This window comes from Micromonospora sp. BQ32, assembly GCF_059358895.1.
Window position 1 is genome coordinate 1 of record NZ_JCADBI010000034.1, and the last position, 17,882, is coordinate 17,882.

The window sequence follows — 17,882 nt, forward strand, 5'->3', positions numbered from 1 at the left end:
GGGTGCAACGGGTGCCGGTGGCGGATCATTCCGCCTGCGCGTCGGCCTGTTGTGGTGCTCGTGCTCGGCCGTGCGGGGTCGGCCTGTTGTGCTGCTCGGCCGTGCGGGGGGTGTAACCGGGGCCGCCTGGCGAGTGTTCCCGGCTGCGGGTTCCGCCGGGAGGACCTGGCGGCGGTTCCCGGCGTGGCCGGCCGGCCACTATGACCAGGGCTGTTGCGGTGGTCTGCCAGGTATAACGACCCGGCCCGGCCGGCGATTCCGCCGTCGGGGTGGCCCCGACCACCCGGCAACTCTGCCCGAAACCGACATCCTGCCCGGTGGCCAACCCGACACCGCGGACGAACAGCATGATCGACTCGGGTTCAGTGAAATCGCGGTGTCTCGGCGCCCGAGAGCCCCCGACATCATGAAAGTCGAGTGGAAGTTGCCCGTTTGCGCTGGTCGCGCCCCTGCCCGGCCAGGGGCGAACCGGACATTCGACGCTGACGGCGTGGCGCGGCTGATCAAGTGCCAGACGGTCTGAGTCGGCCGCTTACGGGTCGAGTACCTGGTCCCCGGCGCGATGCCACCAGGCAACATCTAGGCTCTGACCGAGAAGGGTGGATCATGGACGCTGCATTTTGCCGGGCTCTGGCTCCTTCCCCGCCCGGGGTCGACCGATGAGCGCAGTGGCATTCCTGAACATCGCCATGCACGGGCACATCAACCCGACATTGCCTGTCGTGGGCGAGCTTGTTCGTCGTGGCCACTCCGTCACGTACCACACGACGCCGGCCTACGCCGAGCAGATCGCGGCCACCGGGGCGCGAGTGCACCTCTACCCCGGGGACGACCCACCGCTCTCCGGCCCGCCGACGCCCGTCACGGTGATGGAGCAGCTTGCGCGTACCGCCGTACGCGTGCTGCCCGCCGTCCTCACCGACCTGCGGGGCACCCGACCCGACCTGATCGTGCACGACTCCCTCTGCCCGTGGGGGCCGGTGGCCGCCCGGGAACTCGGCGTGCCGCCGGCATCGTCGTTCACCACGTTCGCCTTCAACCGGCACGTGCCGAGCCCGACCCGCGGCTCCTGGGAGCTGCTCGGCGCCGCGGCGGCCCTTCCCCGTCCCACCGCGGGGTACCTGAGGTCCCGCTGGGAGCTGCGCCGCCGGTACGACACCCGCAGGTTGCCCCTGATCGACCTGGCCAACATCCGTCAGCCGCTCAACCTGGTCTATACCTCGCGGGCGTTCCACCCCGAGGCGGACAGTTTCGACCAGTCCTACCAGTTCGTCGGGCCGAGCATCGGTGCCCGCCCCGCAGACTCGTCGTTCCCGGTCGATCGACTGCGGGACCCGGTGGTGTACGCCTCGATGGGCACGGTGTTCGACGCCCCGCAGCTGCTGCGCACCTTCGCCGATGCGCTCGCCCCGCTGGGTGGCACCGTGATCATCTCCACCGGACACACCGATCCCGCCGCGCTCGGCCCGCTACCGGGCAACGTGCTCGCCCACCGTTCCGTACCGCAGTTGGAGGTGCTGGCCCGCGCAACGCTGTTCATCACGCACGGCGGGGTGAACAGCGTCAACGAGGCCCTGTACGCCGGCACTCCGATGCTGGTGGTCCCGCAGGGCGCCGACCAACTGCTGGTGGCTTCCCGCATCGTCGAGCTCGATGCCGGCCTGTCGATCCGCACCGAGGACGTCACGGTGCAGGCCGTGCGGACCCTCGCTCAGCGCCTGCTCGACGAGCCTCGATTCCGGGCCGCCGCGAGCACCCTGCAGGTCGCCCAACGTCAGGCGGGCGGCTATGCGCGTGCCGCCGACGTACTGGAGCACTTCGTGCAGCAGACCGGCTCGGTGACGCAGCCGGGCTCCGCCGACCTGCCACCGCAGGGCTGACCGATGTCTGCCGTCGTCGTCATCCTGCTGCTGGTCGCCGGGCTGTCCGAGGCCGCCGGGCGTCTCCTGCCGGTGGTGGCACGCCTGTCCGGCGTGTCGCACGTGAGAGTGGTCAGCCTATTGCTGGCGGGCGCGATCGTTGACGGAGCGGTGTTCGCGCTCTGGCCGCTGTCCGCGTGGGCCCTTGCCGGTCTGGTGCTGCCCACCTCACCGTCCGACGATGCCGGACTGGTCTGGACACCAGGGCTGGCTGCTCCGCTGGTGCTTGCTGGGGTCCTCGCGTTCCCGCTTCTGGGGCCACTGCTGCACCTGTTGCTCATGGTGGGAGTGGGCGCCGGCCTCGCCGGTGTACTCGCCACGGTGGCCGGAGTTGGCTGGTGGGAGGCCGCCGGCTGCGTAGCGGTCGCGGGCGTCGGGCTCGGCGTCTCCGTCGAGGCCGTGCGCCGCCTCGTCGTGAAGCTCAACACCAGACGAGCACCGGAGACAGTCGCGTGATCGGACTGGCGCTCCTGCTGCTGCTCGGAGGGCTGGGACTGGTGCTGATCGCCGAGGCCCTGCTTGCCCGCTACGAGGTGCTGGTCTACGCCGCGGGCTGGCGCACACCCACCATCTCCCGCCCCGAGGGCATGTCCTACGCCCGCGGCGCGGATCCGGACCGCCCTCCGGACGCGTACCTGGTCTATCTGGACGGCATCGGTAAACGCCGTTTCCACGACACCCGCGATGGTGGCCGACTGGTCAAGAGCCTGATCAACCGAGCGCCGGAGCTCAGGGTGCTGGGCCAGGTGCAGCCCTACTCCCCGCTGGCCGTGCCGCTCGCCGACCGGCCGGTCTGGAACTGGGTGCGCCGCCACATCGGGCTGCTGCTGTTCCTGCACAACGTGATGCAGATCTTCGTCGCCGCCGACCGCCGCTACCGTCCCCTGTACAACCGGGCCGTCGGCGCGCAGATCGCCACCGAGCTTCGGGTCGCCGGTTACCGGCCAGACAGCGGTATACCCGTGGTCCTGCTCAGTTACAGCGGTGGCGCCCAGGTCGCCAGCGGTGCGGTGAACGAACTGTGGTCCGAACTGCGCGCCCCGCTCTGGCTGATCACTCTCGGCGGGTTCCACAACGGTGCCAACGACATCACCCATGCCCAGCACCTCTACCAGCTCACCAGTGCCGGCGACTGGATCGAGCGAGTCGGCACCTGGATCTTTCCGCAGCGGTGGCGGCTGTTCCGCTGGAGCGGTTGGAACCGGGCCGACCGCGAAGGGAAGATCACCGTGCACCGGCTCGACCCGGCCACGCACATCGGTCCCCGCAGCTACATCGCGCCGGAGGCCCGCTTGCCCGATGGCCGCAGCCACCTCGACCGGACCACCGACACCGTGATCACGCTGATCCGGGATCGCCTCAGCCTGACGTCGGAAACCGAAGGCCCGCGGCCCTGAACGCTCACACGTCGGCGTTCAAGCCCGCCCGCTGATTCGCCTCTGTCTGGGGGAGCCCGGAGATCTGAAGCAGTTGACTGACGACAACGCGCAGTTGCGAGACGACGACGGACCCGGACGACCCGACACCCTCGGCGCATGCCTCGTTGATGTCGGTGATCACCTGTAGCGCTCGCTCCCGCGCACGGTCCGGCTCCCGTCCGGCCAGGAAGTCACGATGCAGCAGCCTGAACGCCTGGCCGAAGTGCTCGATCGCTGTGGAGAGGCCGGCCGGCAGCGTCTCCCGGGCGTGCAGAGCCGACACCGCCCACTGCACCATCTCGCGGCTGCTGGTGTAGGCGAGTTCAAGGTGCTCGGCCGCCCGCGCGTACCGGCGCATGATGCCCAGCCGTCGTCTCCGCCACGGTGACAGAATCGCGACTTCGCATGCTGCGGCGACCACATCGCCCATGTTGCGTCGGGCCGCCTCTGCCGCGCGCAGTCGCTGGAGGGACTCCTCGGCCTGCCGCGCGTCGCGGTGAGCCAGCGCCTTGGCGGTGGCGGTCATTTCCCGGGCGATGGCATCGACTGCCGGGCCAGCGGCGCGATGCACGATCCGCACCGGGTTGAGCGGCAGAATCAGCAAGGCCACCACGATGGCCACCAGCACCCCTACCAGCGCGTTCGCCGTCCGCGGAACGGCCAGATCCGGCCGTTCCGGAGACACCGTTCCGAGCAGGACGGCGGTGCTCCCCGCCTGCACCATGACGGCTCCGCTGCCTCGAAAGACGGCTGCCGCCGAAATGGTCAGGGCCACGACCACGCCGGTCTGTATGGGTCCCGCCCCGATGAACCGTATGATCCCGTTTCCGACCAGAACCCCCAGGATCACCCCGGCGAGAAGTTCCAGAGTGCGACGGGCCCGATTGCCGACGGCCGCCGCGATCGTGCCGACCGCGGCGGCGGGTGCGAACAGCGGCTGCGGATTGTGCAGCAGGTCGCTGGCGATGAACCAGGCCAACCCGGCGGCCACACCCGCCTGCACCGCGAGGATGAGGTAGGTGCGAAGCCGTTCATAGGCCTCCCGGCCCTCGCGCAGCGCACTCTCCGCCGGTCGGGCACCCCGACGTCTGCTGCGCACCTCTCACCCCCCACCGTCGATCGGCTCTCTGACGATCGTCGTACGACGGCGAACGTCGGGTGCGAGAGATCCCCAATCTGATCCGCCACCGACGGAAGCCTGCGCACGGGTGGAGGGGTTCGGCTGGCGGGGTGGGTCAGCCGGCGTCGAGTAGCTCCAGGACCGCGTCGCGGGCGGCCAGTACGGCTGTCTCGGATTGCGGATTGTGGTTGAGGATGTCGAAGGAGTGCTGCCCGTCCGGCACCTCGATCACCCGCAGCGGCCAGCCCTGGGCGGTCGCCGCGGGGAGGAACGCGTCGATGCCGGCCAGCACCGGTGGGATGTCCTGGCCGGCCCGGGTCAGCACCAGTCGGCGCGGACCTGCTCGACCATGGCGGCGATGTCGTCGGCTGCGGCGGGCAGCGCCGACAGGTCGGACACCTGGTAGCTGACCAGCGCGGTGACCACGCCGCTCGCGGCGAGCAGCGCGCCGTAGCCGCGGTAGAGCAGCCAGTCGCGTGGGTCGGGCGCATCGGGCGGCAGGGGTGCGCCGTGCACCACCACGACGGCGGGCGCGGGACCACTGTGGGTGGGCAGGTGCAGGTCGCCCCGGCGACGATCTACAGGGGACGGTCGGTCAGGCTGGGTCGCCGGGCTTCGCGGTGTCGCCGGCCTGGGCGTGCCGCTCCAGGAGCCGCTGCCGGATCTCCTCCGGGGTGTACGCGCGCCGACGCCGTTCCGCCCGCGCGATGACCACACCGGAGGCCGCGACGCCGGCGAGCCCGGCCAGCCCGAGAACCTTCCACCACCGCATTCGTTGCCGCATCGGCCTAGGCTAGACCCTCATGAGCATCAGCCTGGATGAGGCCGTCGAGTTGACCCGGACCGGTGACGTGTGGGTGTTCCGGGGTCGCAGCGTGCCGGACCGGGCGATCCAGTTCACCACCAACAGCCCGGTGAACCACGTCGGGATGGCGGTGGTGCTGGACGACATGCCGCCGCTGATGTGGCACGCGGAGCTGGGCAGGTCGTTGCCGGACCTGTGGTCGGGCAGCCACCAGCGCGGCGTCCAGCTGCACGACCTGCGGGACGCGGTCTGCGTCTGGGCCAACCGGTACGGCCAACGGGCCTGGCTGCGGCAGCTCGACCCGCCGGTCGACGCGGAGATGGAGCGGGCGGTGCTGCGGACGATCGCGCGGTTGGACGGCACGCCGTTCCCGTCGACCGCCCAGTTGGCGTGGCGCTGGGTGCGTGGTCGGGTGCCGGCGCTGCCGCGCCCCGGCCGGCTTCCCGCGCTGCCGCACCTCGGTCGGCTGTCGGCGCTGTCACGCCTCGGCCAGCCGACACCTCGACCGACCACGGCCGGCCGCGCCAACCAGGCTGACCGCGCCAACCCCTCCGGCCCGGCCAGTCCGGCCCGATCAGCGGGGGAGCGGGACCGGGCGCTGGAGACGGCGTACTGCGCCGAGGTGGTGGCGGTGACCTATGAGGCCATGGGGTTGCTGCCGGCGGGCCGGCGTCCGAACTGGTATGACCCGGGGCGGTTCTGGAGTGGGGACGACCTTGGTCTGGCCGCCGACGCCCGGTTGGGTGCGGAGATCGAGGTGCGGGTGCCGCCGCGTTGAGGTTTGACCTGTGCGGTGACCGGCAATTGCTGTGACCGTGAACGCCTCCACGGATCTTGACACGTTGGCCGACTTCTTCGACCGGTACGGCGTGGCGTTGACCTCCGGCGATCTGCCGGCCATCGCCGGCTGTTACGCCCTGCCAGGGTTGGTGGTGGCCGACACGTACAGCTTCTCGTTCACGTCGGCGGCGGCGGTGGCGCTGTCCTTCGTGGGTGCCGCACCCGACTACCAGGACCGGGAGTTGGTCGCGGCCCATGCCCGGATCGAGGACGTACAGCCGGTGTCCGCGCTGTTGACGATGGTTGCGGTGGAGTGGGAGTTCCTGGACAGTCGGGGGCAGGCGGTGCCCGGGGAGCGGTACCGCTACCTGCTGCGCACCTCGGATGACGGCCCACTCATCTGCACGGTCGTCCGGACGGGCTGACCGACCGGGGCCGGTCGGCCCGATCCGTACCCGCCCGGTTTTTGGTCCGTGCATCGCTGGCTACGCTGTCGCGTCGGTGGGGACGAGGGGAGACCTGATGGCAGTGCGGCCGGACGGTGCGGCAGATTCGCGGGCGGCGCGAGTGTTGGCATCGGTGCCGTGGATCGTGGTGCTGCTCGGTGTGTGCGCGCTGGTGGTGCTTCTGGTCATCGCGCTGTTGTCGTTCCGGACCAGGGAGCGGGACGCCCCTCGGCAGGCCGCGCCTCCGGCGTTCCTGCCGACCGTGCCGGCCGCCGCGTCGGCCACCGGTGGGCCGACCCCGGCCGGTGTGGAGCGGCGTTCGGTGTCGCCGCGCCCGTCGCGCAGCAGTCGGACGCCGTCGCCGCGGGCCACCGTCACCGGCTCGCCGACTCCGGGGCGGACGAGCGTGCTGGCGGCGCCGGCGGCACCGGCGGACGACACGGTCAGCGCCCGGTACCAGGTCGGTACGGACGGCTGGGACGGGGACGCGGCGGTGCTCTCGATCGCCAACGAGTCGAGTCAATCGGTGGACTGGCAGGTGGAGTTGGCTTTCGACGACGACACGTGGAGTCTGCGCGTGGGTGATGACTCGGGCGTCTCGGTGCGGGGGCGTGGGGACGGGGAGTTCGTGTTGCGCGGTACCCGTTCGCTGCAACCGGGTGACTCTCGGACGCTGCGGTTGCGCGTCGGCTGGGGTGAGTCGGCGGAGCGACCGCTCAAGTGCACGATCAACGGGGTCGACTGCCGGATCGGCTGAGCTGGAGCCGGGTCGGTGGTACGGCGGCGTTGTGCCGCCAAGGCTTTCCGGCCCGGGCCGCCGATCGCTACGCTGCCCGGACGGTCCGCTGAAGGAGGTACATGTCCGGCATGCGTCGTACTGCGCGCCCGCCGCACGGTCCGGTCGCGATCGCAACGTCACCCTGGATCGTGGTGGGCGCCGGTGTGGTCGTGATGGTGGTCCTGCTCTTCGTGGCCCTGGGCGCGTACCGGGGACGTAGCCCCGCGCCGGACGGCGCCCAGCCGCCGGCGCTGCCGGTGCCGTCCGCGGTGGCGGCGCCGAGCGTACCCACGTCGGTGCCGTCTCCCGCGCCGGTGCTGCCGGGGTTGTCCGCGCGTGCGAGTGGGTTGCCGCCGAGCGCCGCGGCCGGGTCCGGTTCACCGTCGGCCGATCCGACGGTCGGTTCGACCGGGAGGCCGACGGCGACGCGGTCGCCGAGCCGGGCCGCGCCGGGTCAGCCGGGGATGACCGGGCGGTACCGGGTGGTGCAGAGCTTCGACGGGGGTTTCATCGGCGAGGTGGCGATGGCCAACGTGTCCGCCCAGAGCCGTGGTTGGACGGTGCGGTTGGAGTTCTCCGGTGGACGGCTGGTGACCGCCTGGGTCGAGGGCGTCCCGCAGGGGACGGTCCGCCAGTCCGACGACGGCTTCACGTACGTCAGCGGGGTTGAGGTGTCGCCCGGCGGTTCGGTGTCGTTGCGGTTCCACATGGAGCGGACGGTCAGCACGCCACGGGAGTGCACGGTGGACGGGGTGCGCTGCAACGGGCTCTGAGCGGCGCTTCCGCAAGGAAGCTGCTTTGTTGCGACCATGTTTGCAAAGTATTGCAGAATGTTTCGGCAAGGGTTAGCGTGCGGCCAATCAGCGACCAGAGGAAGGCGTCGATGAAACCCCCGCCGATACCGCGCACCGCCCTGCTGGCCCTTGCCTCCCTGCTCACCGTCACGCTCGCCGGCGCTCCGGTCGCCGTGCATCCCGCCGCCGCGAGCCCTCGGCCGTCCGACGGCGCCCCGCTCGCGATCGGCGGCGCAACCCAGTGGGGCGACGAACCCACCGCCGAGGCGCTGCTGAAGGCCGGCGGCACCTCCGCCCGCGCCGAGCAGTTCTACTTCGTCCTGCCCGACCGGTTCGCCAACGGAGACCCCCGCAACGACCGGGGCGGCCTCACCGGTGACCGGCTGCGAACCGGCCTCGACCCCACCGACAAGGGCTTTTACCACGGCGGCGACCTCAAGGGCGTCATCGACAAGTTAGACTACATCCAGGGGATGGGCACCACGGCCATCTGGCTCGCCCCGATCTTCAAGAACCGGCCGGTGCAGGGGGCCGGCAACGACATCTCGGCCGGCTACCACGGCTACTGGATCACCGACTTCACCCAGGTGGACCCGCACTTCGGCACCATGGAGGAGATGAAGCGGCTGGTCAAACTCGCCCACCAACGCGGCATCAAGATCTACCTCGATGTGATCGTCAACCACACCGCCGACGTCATCACGTACGCCGAGGACAAGTACGCGTACGTGGACAAGGCGACCTCGCCGTACACCGACGCGCAGGGCCGGGCGTTCGAGGACCGTAACTACGCCGACGGCAGCCGGGCGTTCCCGGTGGTCAACCAGGAGTCCTTCCCGTACACGCCGACGTTCGCCGAGCCGAAGGACGCCGGCGTCAAGGTCCCGGCCTGGCTGAACGACGCCACCATGTACCACAACCGGGGTGACTCCACCTTCGCTGGCGAGAACAGCGAGTACGGCGACTTCTTCGGCCTCGACGATCTGTGGACCGAACGCCCCGAGGTGGTCCGCGGCCTGACCAAGGCGTACGGGGACTGGATCGGCGCGACCGGCGTCGACGGGTTCCGACTGGACACCGTGAAGCACGTCAACATGGACTTCTGGCCGCAGTTCAGCCAGGGCATCGAGCGGGCCGCCGAGCGGGCCGGCAAGAAGGACTTCTTCATGTTCGGCGAGGTGTACAGCGCCGACCCGGAGATCAGCTCCAGCTACGTCCGGCAGGGTGGCCTGCCGGCCACCCTCGACTTCGCCTTCCAGGAGGCCGCGCGAGGCTTCACCGCCGGCGCCGGCTCCGCGAAGGCGCTCGCCGACGTGTACGCCCGCGACGACCTCTACACGGCCCGGGACACCGACGCGCGCCGGTTGACCACCTTCCTCGGCAACCACGACATGGGCCGGATCGGTTCGTTCATCGCCGGTGGCGGCAGCGATCCGGCCAGTCACCTGCGTCGCGACCAGCTCGCGCACCAGTTGATGTTCCTGACCCGTGGCCAGCCGGTGGTCTACTCCGGCGACGAACAGGGCTTCACCGGCCCGGGCGGCGACAAGGACGCCCGCCAGGACATGTTCGCGTCGAAGGTTCCCGACTACCTCGACGACGACCTGCTCGGCACCGACCGCACCCACGCCAGCGACCAGTTCGACCCGGCCCACCCGCTGTACCGGACCATCGCCGACCTGGGCCGGCTGCGTCAGGCCCACCCGGCGTTGCGCGACGGTGTGCAGGTCACCCGGTACGCGGCCGACGGGCCGGGCGTCTTCGCCGCCTCCCGGATCGCCCCGGCCGACCGCACCGAGTACGTGGTGGCCGTGAACAACGCCGACACCGCGCAGACTGTCACCGTGGACACCTGGTCGGCCGGCGCCACCTTCACCGGCATCTACGGCGGCTCGGGCGACGCGAAGGCCAGCGGCGACGGCGAGTTGACCCTCACCGTGCCGCCGCTGTCGGCGGCGGTGCACCGGGCCGGCAGCCCCATCGCACCGGCGGCCGACAAGCCGACCATCACCATCACCAGCCCCGCTCCGGACGCGTCGGTCGCCACCCGGGCGGCGGTCACCGCCCGGGTGACCGGCGACCCACTGGCCACCGTCACCGTCGCGGCCCGGGTGGCCGGCGGCCGGTGGACGCTGCTGGGCAGCGCCGACCACGCCCCGTACACCGTGCAGCACGACCTGACCGGCCTGGCCGGCGGCACCCGGGTCGAGTACAAGGCGGTGGTCCGCGACGGCCGGGGCCGTACCGCCACCGCCCGGTCCACCGCGGTCGTGGGCACCCCGCCGCAGGGCAGCTCCCGGGAGTGGGCGGTGGTGCACTACCAGCGCCCCGCCGGCGGGTACGACGACTGGGGGCTGTACGCCTGGGGTGACATCGACCCGGCGTACGTCACCGAGTGGCCGAAGGGGCAGCCGTTCGCCGGGGAGGACTCCTACGGCCGGTTCGCCTGGGTGAAACTCAAGCCGGGCGCGACGTCGGTGAACTTCCTGGTTGTCGACAAGGCTGGTACGAAGGACGTCGCCCAGGACCGCAGCATCGACGTCACCCAGACCGGCGAGATCTGGCTCAAACAGGGCGACCCGGCGATCTACCCGAGCAGGCAGGCGGCCACCGGTGAGCCGGCCCCGCCGGTCGAGGAGGGCACCGCCGTGCTCCACTACCGGCGGGCCGACGGCAACTACGACGGCTGGGGCCTGCACCTGTGGGACGGCGCGGCCAACCCGACCGAGTGGACCGCCCCGCTGCGGCCGACCTCGATCGACGCGTTCGGGGCGGTGTTCCGGGTGCCACTGGCTGCCGGTGCCACCGGCCTGAACTACATCATCCACCAGGGTGACACCAAGGACCTGCCCGACGACCAGCGGCTCGACTTCGCCAGCGCCGGCCGGGAGGTGTGGCTCCTTGCCGCCACGCCGGGCCGCCTGCTGCCGTCGACGGCCACCACCGCCAGCGGGGACACCGACATCAGCAAGCAGAAGGCGCACTGGATCGACCGGTCCACCGTGGCGTGGCAGACACCGCCGACCAACGGCAAGACGTACGCGCTGGTCGCCGCGCCCACCGGCGGGGTCAGCGTGGTCGACGGGGAGCTGACCGGCACGTACACCACGTTGCCGCTGCGGGCACAGCGCAACGGGCTCACCGAGGCCCAACGCGACAGGTTCCCGCACCTGTGGTCGTACCGTAGCTTCGCCCTGGACCGGGCGGACCTGGCCAAGGTCCCGGCGGCGCTGCGGGGGCAGCTGCTGGTCACCGAGCGCGACGCCGAGGGCGCGCTGCTCGCCGCGACCGGCGTGCAGCTCCCCGGCGTGCTCGACGACGTGTACTCCCGGGCGACCGACGCCACCCTCGGGCCCACCTTCGCGGGCCGGACGCCGAGCCTCGCGCTGTGGGCGCCGACCGCCCGCAGCGTGCGCCTGCAACTGTTCGACTCGCCCACCGCCGAGCCGAAAACGGTGCCGATGCGCCGCGACGACCGCACCGGCGTCTGGTCGGTGCGCGGCGACCACAGCTGGACCGGCACGTTCTACCGGTACGAGGTACGGGCCTGGCAGCCGGCGACGCAGCGGATGGTCACCGCGTCGGTCACCGACCCGTACTCGGTGGCCCTCGCCGCGGACTCCACGCACAGCCAGTTGGTCGGCCTGAGCGATCCGGCGCTGGCACCCCCCGGGTGGCGCACGCTGCGCAAACCGGCGCCGGTGCCGCCCGCGAAGGCGCAGATCACCGAGCTGTCCGTGCGGGACTTCTCCATCGCCGACGACACCGTGTCGGCCGAGCGGCGGGGGACGTTCCTCGCCTTCACCGACCCGAAGACCGCCGGCATGACCCACCTGCGGGCGCTCGGCGACGCCGGGGTCACCCACCTGCACCTGCTGCCGGCGTTCGACTTCGCGACGATCCCCGAGAGGCGGGCCGACCAGCGCCAGCCGGCCTGCGACCTGGCGGCGCTTCCGCCGGATTCGCCGGAGCAGCAGAAGTGCGTGGCGGCGGTCGCCGAAACCGACGGCTACAACTGGGGGTACGACCCGCTGCACTACACCGTGCCGGAGGGCGGCTACGCCGTCGACCCGGTCGGCGCGGCGCGGACCACCGAGTTCCGGCGGATGGTCGCCGGGGTGAACGACGCCGGGCTGCGGGTGGTCATGGACGTCGTCTACAACCACACGTCGGCGTCCGGCACCGACGCGAAGTCGGTGCTCGACCAGATCGTGCCCGGCTACTACCACCGGCTGCTGGAGGACGGCGCGGTCGCCAACTCCACCTGCTGCGCCAACACCGCTCCCGAGCACGCCATGATGGGCAAGCTGGTGGTCGACTCGCTGGTCACCTGGGCCCGGCAGTACAAGGTGGACGGTTTCCGCTTCGACCTGATGGGTCACCACCCGAAGGCGAACATCCTGGCCGTCCGTACCGCCCTGGACCGGTTGACCGTCGCCCGCGACGGCGTGGACGGCCGGTCGATCCTGCTCTACGGCGAGGGCTGGAACTTCGGCGAGGTCGCCAACGACGCCCGTTTCGTGCAGGCCACCCAGGCCAACATGGCCGGCACCGGCATCGGCACCTTCAACGACCGGCTGCGCGACGCGGTGCGCGGCGGTGGGCCGTTCGACGCCAACCCGCGCGTGCAGGGCTTCGCCTCCGGGCTCTACACCGACCCGAACGGCGACGCGGTCAACGGGTCACCGGCCGAGCAGAAGGCCCGGCTGCTGCACGCCCACGACCTGATCAAGGTGGGGCTCACCGGCAACCTGCGCGGCTACCGGTTCACCGACACCGCCGGGCGTGAGGTCACCGGGGCGCAGGTGGACTACAACGGCTCCCCGGCCGGCTACACCGCCGCGCCGGGGGAGGCCGTCACCTACGCCGACGCGCACGACAACGAGATCCTGTACGACGCGTTGGCGTACAAACTGCCGCAGGCCACGACGGCGACGGACCGCTCCCGGATGCAGGTGCTGGCGCTGGGCACGGTGGTGCTGGGGCAGGGCACCGGGTTCGTCACCGCCGGCACCGAACGGCTGCGGTCGAAGTCGCTGGACCGCAACTCGTACAACTCCGGTGACTGGTTCAACCAGATCCGCTGGGGCTGTGAACGGGGCAACGGGTTCGGCGCCGGTCTGCCGCCCGCGCCCGACAACGAGGACAAGTGGTCGTACGCGAAGCCGCTGCTGGCCGACCCGGCGCTGGTGCCGGACTGCGCGGCGATCAACACCACCGACGCCCGGTACGCCGAGTTGCTGCGCATCCGGGCGTCGTCGCCGGTGTTCGGGCTGGCCACGGCCGACGAGGTGCAGAAGCGGGTCGCCTTCCCGCTCTCCGGCAGGGCGGAGACGCCCGGCGTGCTCACCATGACGCTCGACGGCCGGGGCCTGGACCGGCGGTGGACGTCGGTGACGGTGGTCTTCAACTCCACCCCGCAGGCGGTGACGCAGCAGCTCGCCGGGCTGCGCGGCGCGGACGTCACGCTGCACCCGGTGCTGCGCGACTCCGCGGACCCGGTGTTGCATACGGCGTCGTTCGACGCGGCGAGCGGCACGTTCCGGGTGCCGGCCCGCAGCGTGGCGGTCTTCGTGCAGCGCTGACCCGAACGAAGGGCCGGCCCCCTCCGCTCTCACGGAGGGGGCCGGCCCTTCTGCGTCAGCCGATCGTTGCCGCTACCCAGGCCGGGCGGACAGAAGTGTCCTTACCCCCCAGGGGATGCAGATTAGCTACTTACTGCGCCTTAAGTCCTAGATGTTACGAAACCTGCAAACTCCTCTCGTTCGGTATGAATCAGCCTAACGTTCGTCTTGGCTCGTCCTCCTGAGCCGACCAGAAGGGAATGAGGAACATGTCGATGAGGTTCTTGACCAAGCTCGCCAGCGGGATGGTGTTGGGCAGCGCCGCGCTGCTGCTCGCTGCGCCCGCCACCGCGCTCGCCGCGCCCGACGACGGGCCAACAAAGGAGACCACGGCCTCGAACCAGGGGCAGAAATCGGAGAAGTCAGACGACAAGCCAAAGACGTTCGCCCTGAAGGACAAGGACGGTAACGGGGTCACCTGCGCAACCACCAAGCAGATCAACGAGCAGAACATCTCCAATATCGTCAAGGACAACACCATCGAGGACAGCGTCGTCACCTTCAACCTGAACGCTGCGCAGTCGGCGACGAACGACAACAGAACCCAGCCCAACACCATCGTCGTCTGCATCCGCGACCTCGAGGTGGAGGTGGACGTGGAGACCGACCTGCTCGGCGACCTCCTCAGGATGGTCGAGGCCAGTATCGGCCGGGTTGGATCGCCGGTGGGCCAGCCTGCCGGCGACACCGCCGCGGCTGGCGGCGCGTACGCGGGTCCGGACGGAGCCTGGATCCTCCCGAGCACGGCCGGCGTCGCGGCCGGTGACGGCGGCGCGTTCTCCGACACCAACACCGGTGTTCTGACGGCGACCGGTGCCGGCATGGTGGGCGTGGGCGTGCTCGGTGGCATCGCACTGCTGCGTCGACGGTCGGCCGATGGCACTGTCGCCTAGGGCGGCCAGGAGCGCCGGCGGCCGCCACGGGTTCCCGTGGCGTGCCGTCGGCCTCGTCATGGTCGTCGTCGTCACGCTTGCCGGAGCAGGATTGATCGTGCACGCGGCCACCGTTTCTGATCCGGTCGGACCGCCACCACAGCCCGACCCCGCCGCCGCACCGCTGTCCCTGCTGTCGCCGTTGGCGGACGAACCGGCCACACCAGATCCGACGCCGAGCGAAGCCAAGGCGTCGCCGACCACCGGGGCGACCCACGGCGAGGCGCACAGCGCGCGCGACCGCCTCGAGAACGGATCCAAATCCGCCGCGACCCGCCCGTCTCCCTCACCGACGTTGGCCGGGATGCCGCGATCACAACCTACCCGCATCAGGATCCCGCGGATCGGCGTTGACGCGCCGACGACTCCGCTCGGGCTGGACCGGAACCAGCAGATCGCGGTCCCACCGTTCAACCAGCCCGATACGGCCGGGTGGTACAAGCTGGGACCGAGTCCCGGCGAGACCGGGACCGCGGTGGTGGTGGGCCACGTCGACTCACGCGCCACCGGGCGAGCAGTCTTCTTCCGCCTGGGAGCGCTGAAACCCAAAGACACCATCGAGGTGCTCCGCAAAGACGGCAAGAAGGCCCGATTCATTGTCGACGGCGTGGTCCGCTACCCGAAGACCAAGCTCCCGCTGAAGCAGGTCTACGGTCACACCGGCAAGGCGCAGCTCCGCGTGATCACCTGTGGTGGCGGCTACGACAAGGCAGCGAGGTCGTACAGGGACAACATCGTGGTGTTCGCGACGCTGGTGCGGTGACCTCTTGACTCCCTGTCCCTCGTAGGTGGTGACCTGCGAGGGACAGCCGCAGATGCGTGTCCGCAGCCGCCGTGGATCGTGCCGGACGGGCTGTGGCAGCGCATTCGAGCCGTTGCTTGCGCCCCGGGTGCCCAAACCACAGCGCCGGACCGGCAGGTGCTGTGCGGATCTTTCGCGCTGGACACCGGCACACTGGCGGCTGGTACCACGGCATGAAAGAGCTACGTATCCGGTGGGAACGTGGCGGCGACGTCCGCGAAGCCTTCTTCGCGTCATCACGTCCGGCACGTTTCCCGAGCTTTGTTAGGACGTCTTATAGCAGCCAGAGGCATGTTCGCCTCAGAAACCTGAAAAGCGCTCCGAACAGACATGAAGCTCTCTTATGTTCGTGGTGGCTCGTCTTCCGGAGCCGACCAGAAGGGAGTGAGGGACATGTCGAAGAAGTTTCTGACCAAGCTCGCCGGCGGGGTGGTGCTGGGCAGCGCCGCACTGCTGCTCAGTGCGCCCGCCGCCGCGTTCGCCGCGTCCGACGGGGAGTACGGGGAGTCCAGGGCGAAGGACCGCAACGGATTCGTTTGCGCGACCAACGAGCAGCTCAACGAGCTGATCGCCGCCAACATCATTAGCGACAACGACATCGAGGACAGCGAAGTCACCTTCGAGCAGTCCGTGACGGTTGACGCGACGAACGACAACCGGACTCAGCCCAACAACCTCATCGTCTGTATCCGCGACATCGACGTGGACGTGGACGTGGAGGACTAGGAGCTGCGCGAGCCGCTCGAGGGGTGCCGGCATCAGCGGGGCCGCTCGTGCGGCTCGGCGGTGGGCCAGCATGCCGGCAACGCGCTCGGTGGCATCCCACCGCTGCGTCCTGGCCAGGAGGGCCAGCGGCGGTCACGGGTTCCCGTGGCGTGCCGCTGGCCTCTTCTTTGTCGTACTTCTGATGCTCACCATGCAGGATGATTGGCTCCCGGCGACCAACGGCGGTACGCGGTGCCGTGGACACCCCGCAGCCGGGCGGCGGGTGCGGCCACGTATGGCCCGGTGGTGGTGTTGGCGCCTGCACCATCCCGGCGAACACCGCCCGAGCCTCGATCGGCGGCATACGTGAACGGCCGCCGCTGCCCGCGAACGCACACACCACCTCGGCCGCCACGACCGAACCCTTCGCCACCGGGTCCTGTGGCACAGAGAACTGTGGAAGACCTGTTCGGTCGGCCAGCATCTGCCGATCCCCACGGCGTTACGAGCCACCCGTCAGCTCCCGATACTGATCGTCACGCAGGTCGGAGGCCGGGCTGCCGGCGATGTCGGGTCTCCGGACGTCCGTGAACAGATCGGTGTCGGCACGCAGGTGACACGTCCGGCTGGATGAGTTCTCGTGCCAGGTAGCCGCTCAGGGCTCAGAGTGGCACAGGTCGGCGCCGGCATTCTTCTCAACCGGTGCGGTGTGGCCCCGACCGCCGGTGACGTGCCCCCGATCGCGGCTGTCACGCCCTTCCTGGGCTGGCGATGGCCGGCCCCTTCCGCGTCCCACCGACCGGACGGGTCGGTCCGGGTCGGCCGCGTTCCGCCCGGCCCGTCGGGTGGCTGATGTGGCGCGTCGGCTCCGGCAACGAGGTCATCGGCACTGCGGCTCAGCAGCTCGCGCGGCTGCTGCTCGAGCACGATCTGATCAAAGTCGGGCTGGCCGGCGCACTCGCCGGTCACCGATTCACCGACTCCGTCGGACCAGAGGTGACCGGCGTCCAGGTCGACGACAACGGCTCGCCCGGCCGGTTGCGCCGCCGCATTGGGAGAGGCGGTCACGCGGGCAACCTCGGCGGCGGACCGTCCCGGATGCAGGTGCTCGCGCTGAGCACCCGTAATGGGGCAGGGGACCGGCTTCGTCACCGCCCGCACCGAGCGGCCGCGACGCCCGGTACGCCGAACTGCTGAAGGATTCGCGCCTCCTCGCCGGTGTTCGGGCTGATCATCGTGGAGCACGTGCAGCAGCCGGCGCCTTCCCGCTCTGCGACGAGGCGTGGACCCCGGCGCGCTCACCAGGACGCTGGACGCTCGCGGCCTCGACGGGCGCCGAAAGTCCGTGATGGTATTCAACGCCATCCCAGGCGTGGCGACGCAGCAGCTGATCGGGCTGCGCGCGGCGGACGTGGTGCTGCGGGCCTCCGCCGACGAGGTACTGCGGACGGCCACGATCGCCGCGGCCACCTGCCGGCGCGGAGCGTCGCGGTCTCGTGCGGCAGTAGTACGGCAGTGGCCGGCCCCCTCACGCGGTGACCACGGAAGGGGGCCGGCTCGTCTCTCCTGGCGGCGGTCCTCCGGCCCGCCGGGTCCGATCCGGTTGGACCGTTCCCGGGCGGGCCGGAGGGGGTTGCCTTAGCCGATGCCGTCAACGGTTCGGCTGTTCACTGCGCGGCCGGTCAGGCGTGGCAGTCTTTGACGTTGACGCAGTTCTTGGGGTCGTTGTCGGTGACGGTGGATTTGTCGTCGAGTTCGA

Annotated in this window: 15 protein-coding genes and 1 pseudogene; 12 read left to right on the forward strand and 4 right to left on the reverse strand. The window is 70.6% G+C overall.

Annotation, left to right across the window (positions count from 1 at the left end):
- Nucleotides 1-659 precede the first annotated feature (659 nt).
- Genes AC5L30_RS32545 through AC5L30_RS32555 form a run of 3 tightly spaced genes read left to right on the forward strand, consistent with a single transcriptional unit; the run spans nucleotide 660 to nucleotide 3,316 of the window.
- Nucleotides 660-1,880 (forward strand): macrolide family glycosyltransferase, encoded by a 1,221-nt coding sequence (locus tag AC5L30_RS32545; RefSeq protein ID WP_494872070.1) that lies wholly within the window; start codon nucleotides 660-662, stop codon nucleotides 1,878-1,880.
- Between the two features lie 3 nt (nucleotides 1,881-1,883).
- Entirely contained in the window at nucleotides 1,884-2,375 is a 492-nt protein-coding gene (locus AC5L30_RS32550; protein ID WP_494872072.1) for a hypothetical protein, read from the forward strand.
- Nucleotides 2,372-3,316: a hypothetical protein gene (locus AC5L30_RS32555; RefSeq protein ID WP_494872074.1), complete on the forward strand. Its 945-nt coding sequence runs from the start codon at nucleotides 2,372-2,374 to the stop codon at nucleotides 3,314-3,316. Before AC5L30_RS32550 ends, AC5L30_RS32555 begins: the two co-directional genes overlap by 4 nt.
- 4 nt (nucleotides 3,317-3,320) lie before the next feature.
- Here the strand turns inward: AC5L30_RS32555 and AC5L30_RS32560 are convergent, their stop codons facing one another.
- From AC5L30_RS32560 to AC5L30_RS32575, 4 genes are all read right to left on the reverse strand, one after another.
- Entirely contained in the window at nucleotides 3,321-4,328 is a 1,008-nt protein-coding gene (locus AC5L30_RS32560) for an FUSC family protein (protein WP_494872075.1), read from the reverse strand.
- 244 nt (nucleotides 4,329-4,572) lie between these two features.
- Nucleotides 4,573-4,782, reverse strand: a complete 210-nt coding sequence (locus AC5L30_RS32565) for a hypothetical protein (RefSeq protein WP_494872077.1) — start codon at nucleotides 4,780-4,782, stop codon at nucleotides 4,573-4,575.
- Nucleotides 4,776-4,973 (reverse strand): hypothetical protein, encoded by a 198-nt coding sequence (locus AC5L30_RS32570; RefSeq protein ID WP_494872079.1) that lies wholly within the window; start codon nucleotides 4,971-4,973, stop codon nucleotides 4,776-4,778. The genes AC5L30_RS32565 and AC5L30_RS32570 overlap by 7 nt, the downstream gene beginning before the upstream one ends.
- Nucleotides 4,974-5,052: 79 nt before the next feature.
- Nucleotides 5,053-5,241, reverse strand: coding sequence for a hypothetical protein (locus AC5L30_RS32575; protein ID WP_494872081.1), 189 nt, complete (start codon nucleotides 5,239-5,241; stop codon nucleotides 5,053-5,055).
- Nucleotides 5,242-5,260: 19 nt separating this feature from the next.
- Here AC5L30_RS32575 and AC5L30_RS32580 point away from each other — a divergent pair, with 19 nt between their 5' ends.
- The 9 genes and pseudogenes from AC5L30_RS32580 to AC5L30_RS32620 form a co-directional block, all read left to right on the forward strand.
- The gene (locus AC5L30_RS32580; protein ID WP_494872082.1) at nucleotides 5,261-6,040 is read left to right on the forward strand and encodes a hypothetical protein; all 780 of its coding nucleotides are present in this window, start codon (nucleotides 5,261-5,263) and stop codon (nucleotides 6,038-6,040) included.
- 37 nt (nucleotides 6,041-6,077) lie between these two features.
- Nucleotides 6,078-6,467, forward strand: coding sequence for a DUF6841 family protein (locus tag AC5L30_RS32585; RefSeq protein ID WP_433310448.1), 390 nt, complete (start codon nucleotides 6,078-6,080; stop codon nucleotides 6,465-6,467).
- A gap of 97 nt (nucleotides 6,468-6,564) precedes the next feature.
- A complete protein-coding gene (locus AC5L30_RS32590; protein ID WP_494872084.1) occupies nucleotides 6,565-7,245 on the forward strand; it encodes a hypothetical protein in 681 nt (226 codons plus the stop codon).
- A 110-nt stretch (nucleotides 7,246-7,355) separates the two neighbouring features.
- A complete protein-coding gene (locus AC5L30_RS32595) occupies nucleotides 7,356-8,039 on the forward strand; it encodes a cellulose binding domain-containing protein (protein ID WP_494872085.1) in 684 nt (227 codons plus the stop codon).
- Between the two features lie 110 nt (nucleotides 8,040-8,149).
- On the forward strand, nucleotides 8,150-13,645 hold the full coding sequence (gene pulA / locus AC5L30_RS32600; RefSeq protein ID WP_494872086.1) for a pullulanase-type alpha-1,6-glucosidase: 5,496 nt from the start codon (nucleotides 8,150-8,152) through the stop codon (nucleotides 13,643-13,645).
- A 263-nt stretch (nucleotides 13,646-13,908) separates the two neighbouring features.
- Complete coding sequence (locus tag AC5L30_RS32605) at nucleotides 13,909-14,577, forward strand: hypothetical protein (RefSeq protein WP_494872087.1); 669 nt, start codon at nucleotides 13,909-13,911, stop codon at nucleotides 14,575-14,577.
- 58 nt (nucleotides 14,578-14,635) lie between these two features.
- Complete coding sequence (locus AC5L30_RS32610; protein ID WP_494872088.1) at nucleotides 14,636-15,379, forward strand: class F sortase; 744 nt, start codon at nucleotides 14,636-14,638, stop codon at nucleotides 15,377-15,379.
- A gap of 432 nt (nucleotides 15,380-15,811) precedes the next feature.
- Nucleotides 15,812-16,144 (forward strand): hypothetical protein, encoded by a 333-nt coding sequence (locus AC5L30_RS32615; protein ID WP_494872090.1) that lies wholly within the window; start codon nucleotides 15,812-15,814, stop codon nucleotides 16,142-16,144.
- Between the two features lie 858 nt (nucleotides 16,145-17,002).
- Nucleotides 17,003-17,297: pseudogene (locus tag AC5L30_RS32620) on the forward strand (pullulanase-type alpha-1,6-glucosidase); the annotation flags it as partial.
- Nucleotides 17,298-17,882: the final 585 nt, after the last annotated feature.

What these genes read in the sequence shown, in the direction of transcription:
- AC5L30_RS32550 (WP_494872072.1), top strand. Translation starts at nt 1,884, where the DNA reads ATGTCTGCCGTCGTCGTCATCCTGCTGCTGGTCGCCGGGCTGTCCGAG.
- AC5L30_RS32575 (WP_494872081.1), bottom strand. Translation starts at nt 5,241, where the DNA reads ATGCGGCAACGAATGCGGTGGTGGAAGGTTCTCGGGCTGGCCGGGCTC.
- AC5L30_RS32580 (WP_494872082.1), top strand. Translation starts at nt 5,261, where the DNA reads ATGAGCATCAGCCTGGATGAGGCCGTCGAGTTGACCCGGACCGGTGAC.
- AC5L30_RS32610 (WP_494872088.1), top strand. Translation starts at nt 14,636, where the DNA reads ATGGTCGTCGTCGTCACGCTTGCCGGAGCAGGATTGATCGTGCACGCG.
- AC5L30_RS32545 (WP_494872070.1), top strand. Translation starts at nt 660, where the DNA reads ATGAGCGCAGTGGCATTCCTGAACATCGCCATGCACGGGCACATCAAC.
- AC5L30_RS32615 (WP_494872090.1), top strand. Translation starts at nt 15,812, where the DNA reads ATGTCGAAGAAGTTTCTGACCAAGCTCGCCGGCGGGGTGGTGCTGGGC.
- AC5L30_RS32595 (WP_494872085.1), top strand. Translation starts at nt 7,356, where the DNA reads ATGCGTCGTACTGCGCGCCCGCCGCACGGTCCGGTCGCGATCGCAACG.
- AC5L30_RS32590 (WP_494872084.1), top strand. Translation starts at nt 6,565, where the DNA reads ATGGCAGTGCGGCCGGACGGTGCGGCAGATTCGCGGGCGGCGCGAGTG.
- pulA (WP_494872086.1), top strand. Translation starts at nt 8,150, where the DNA reads ATGAAACCCCCGCCGATACCGCGCACCGCCCTGCTGGCCCTTGCCTCC.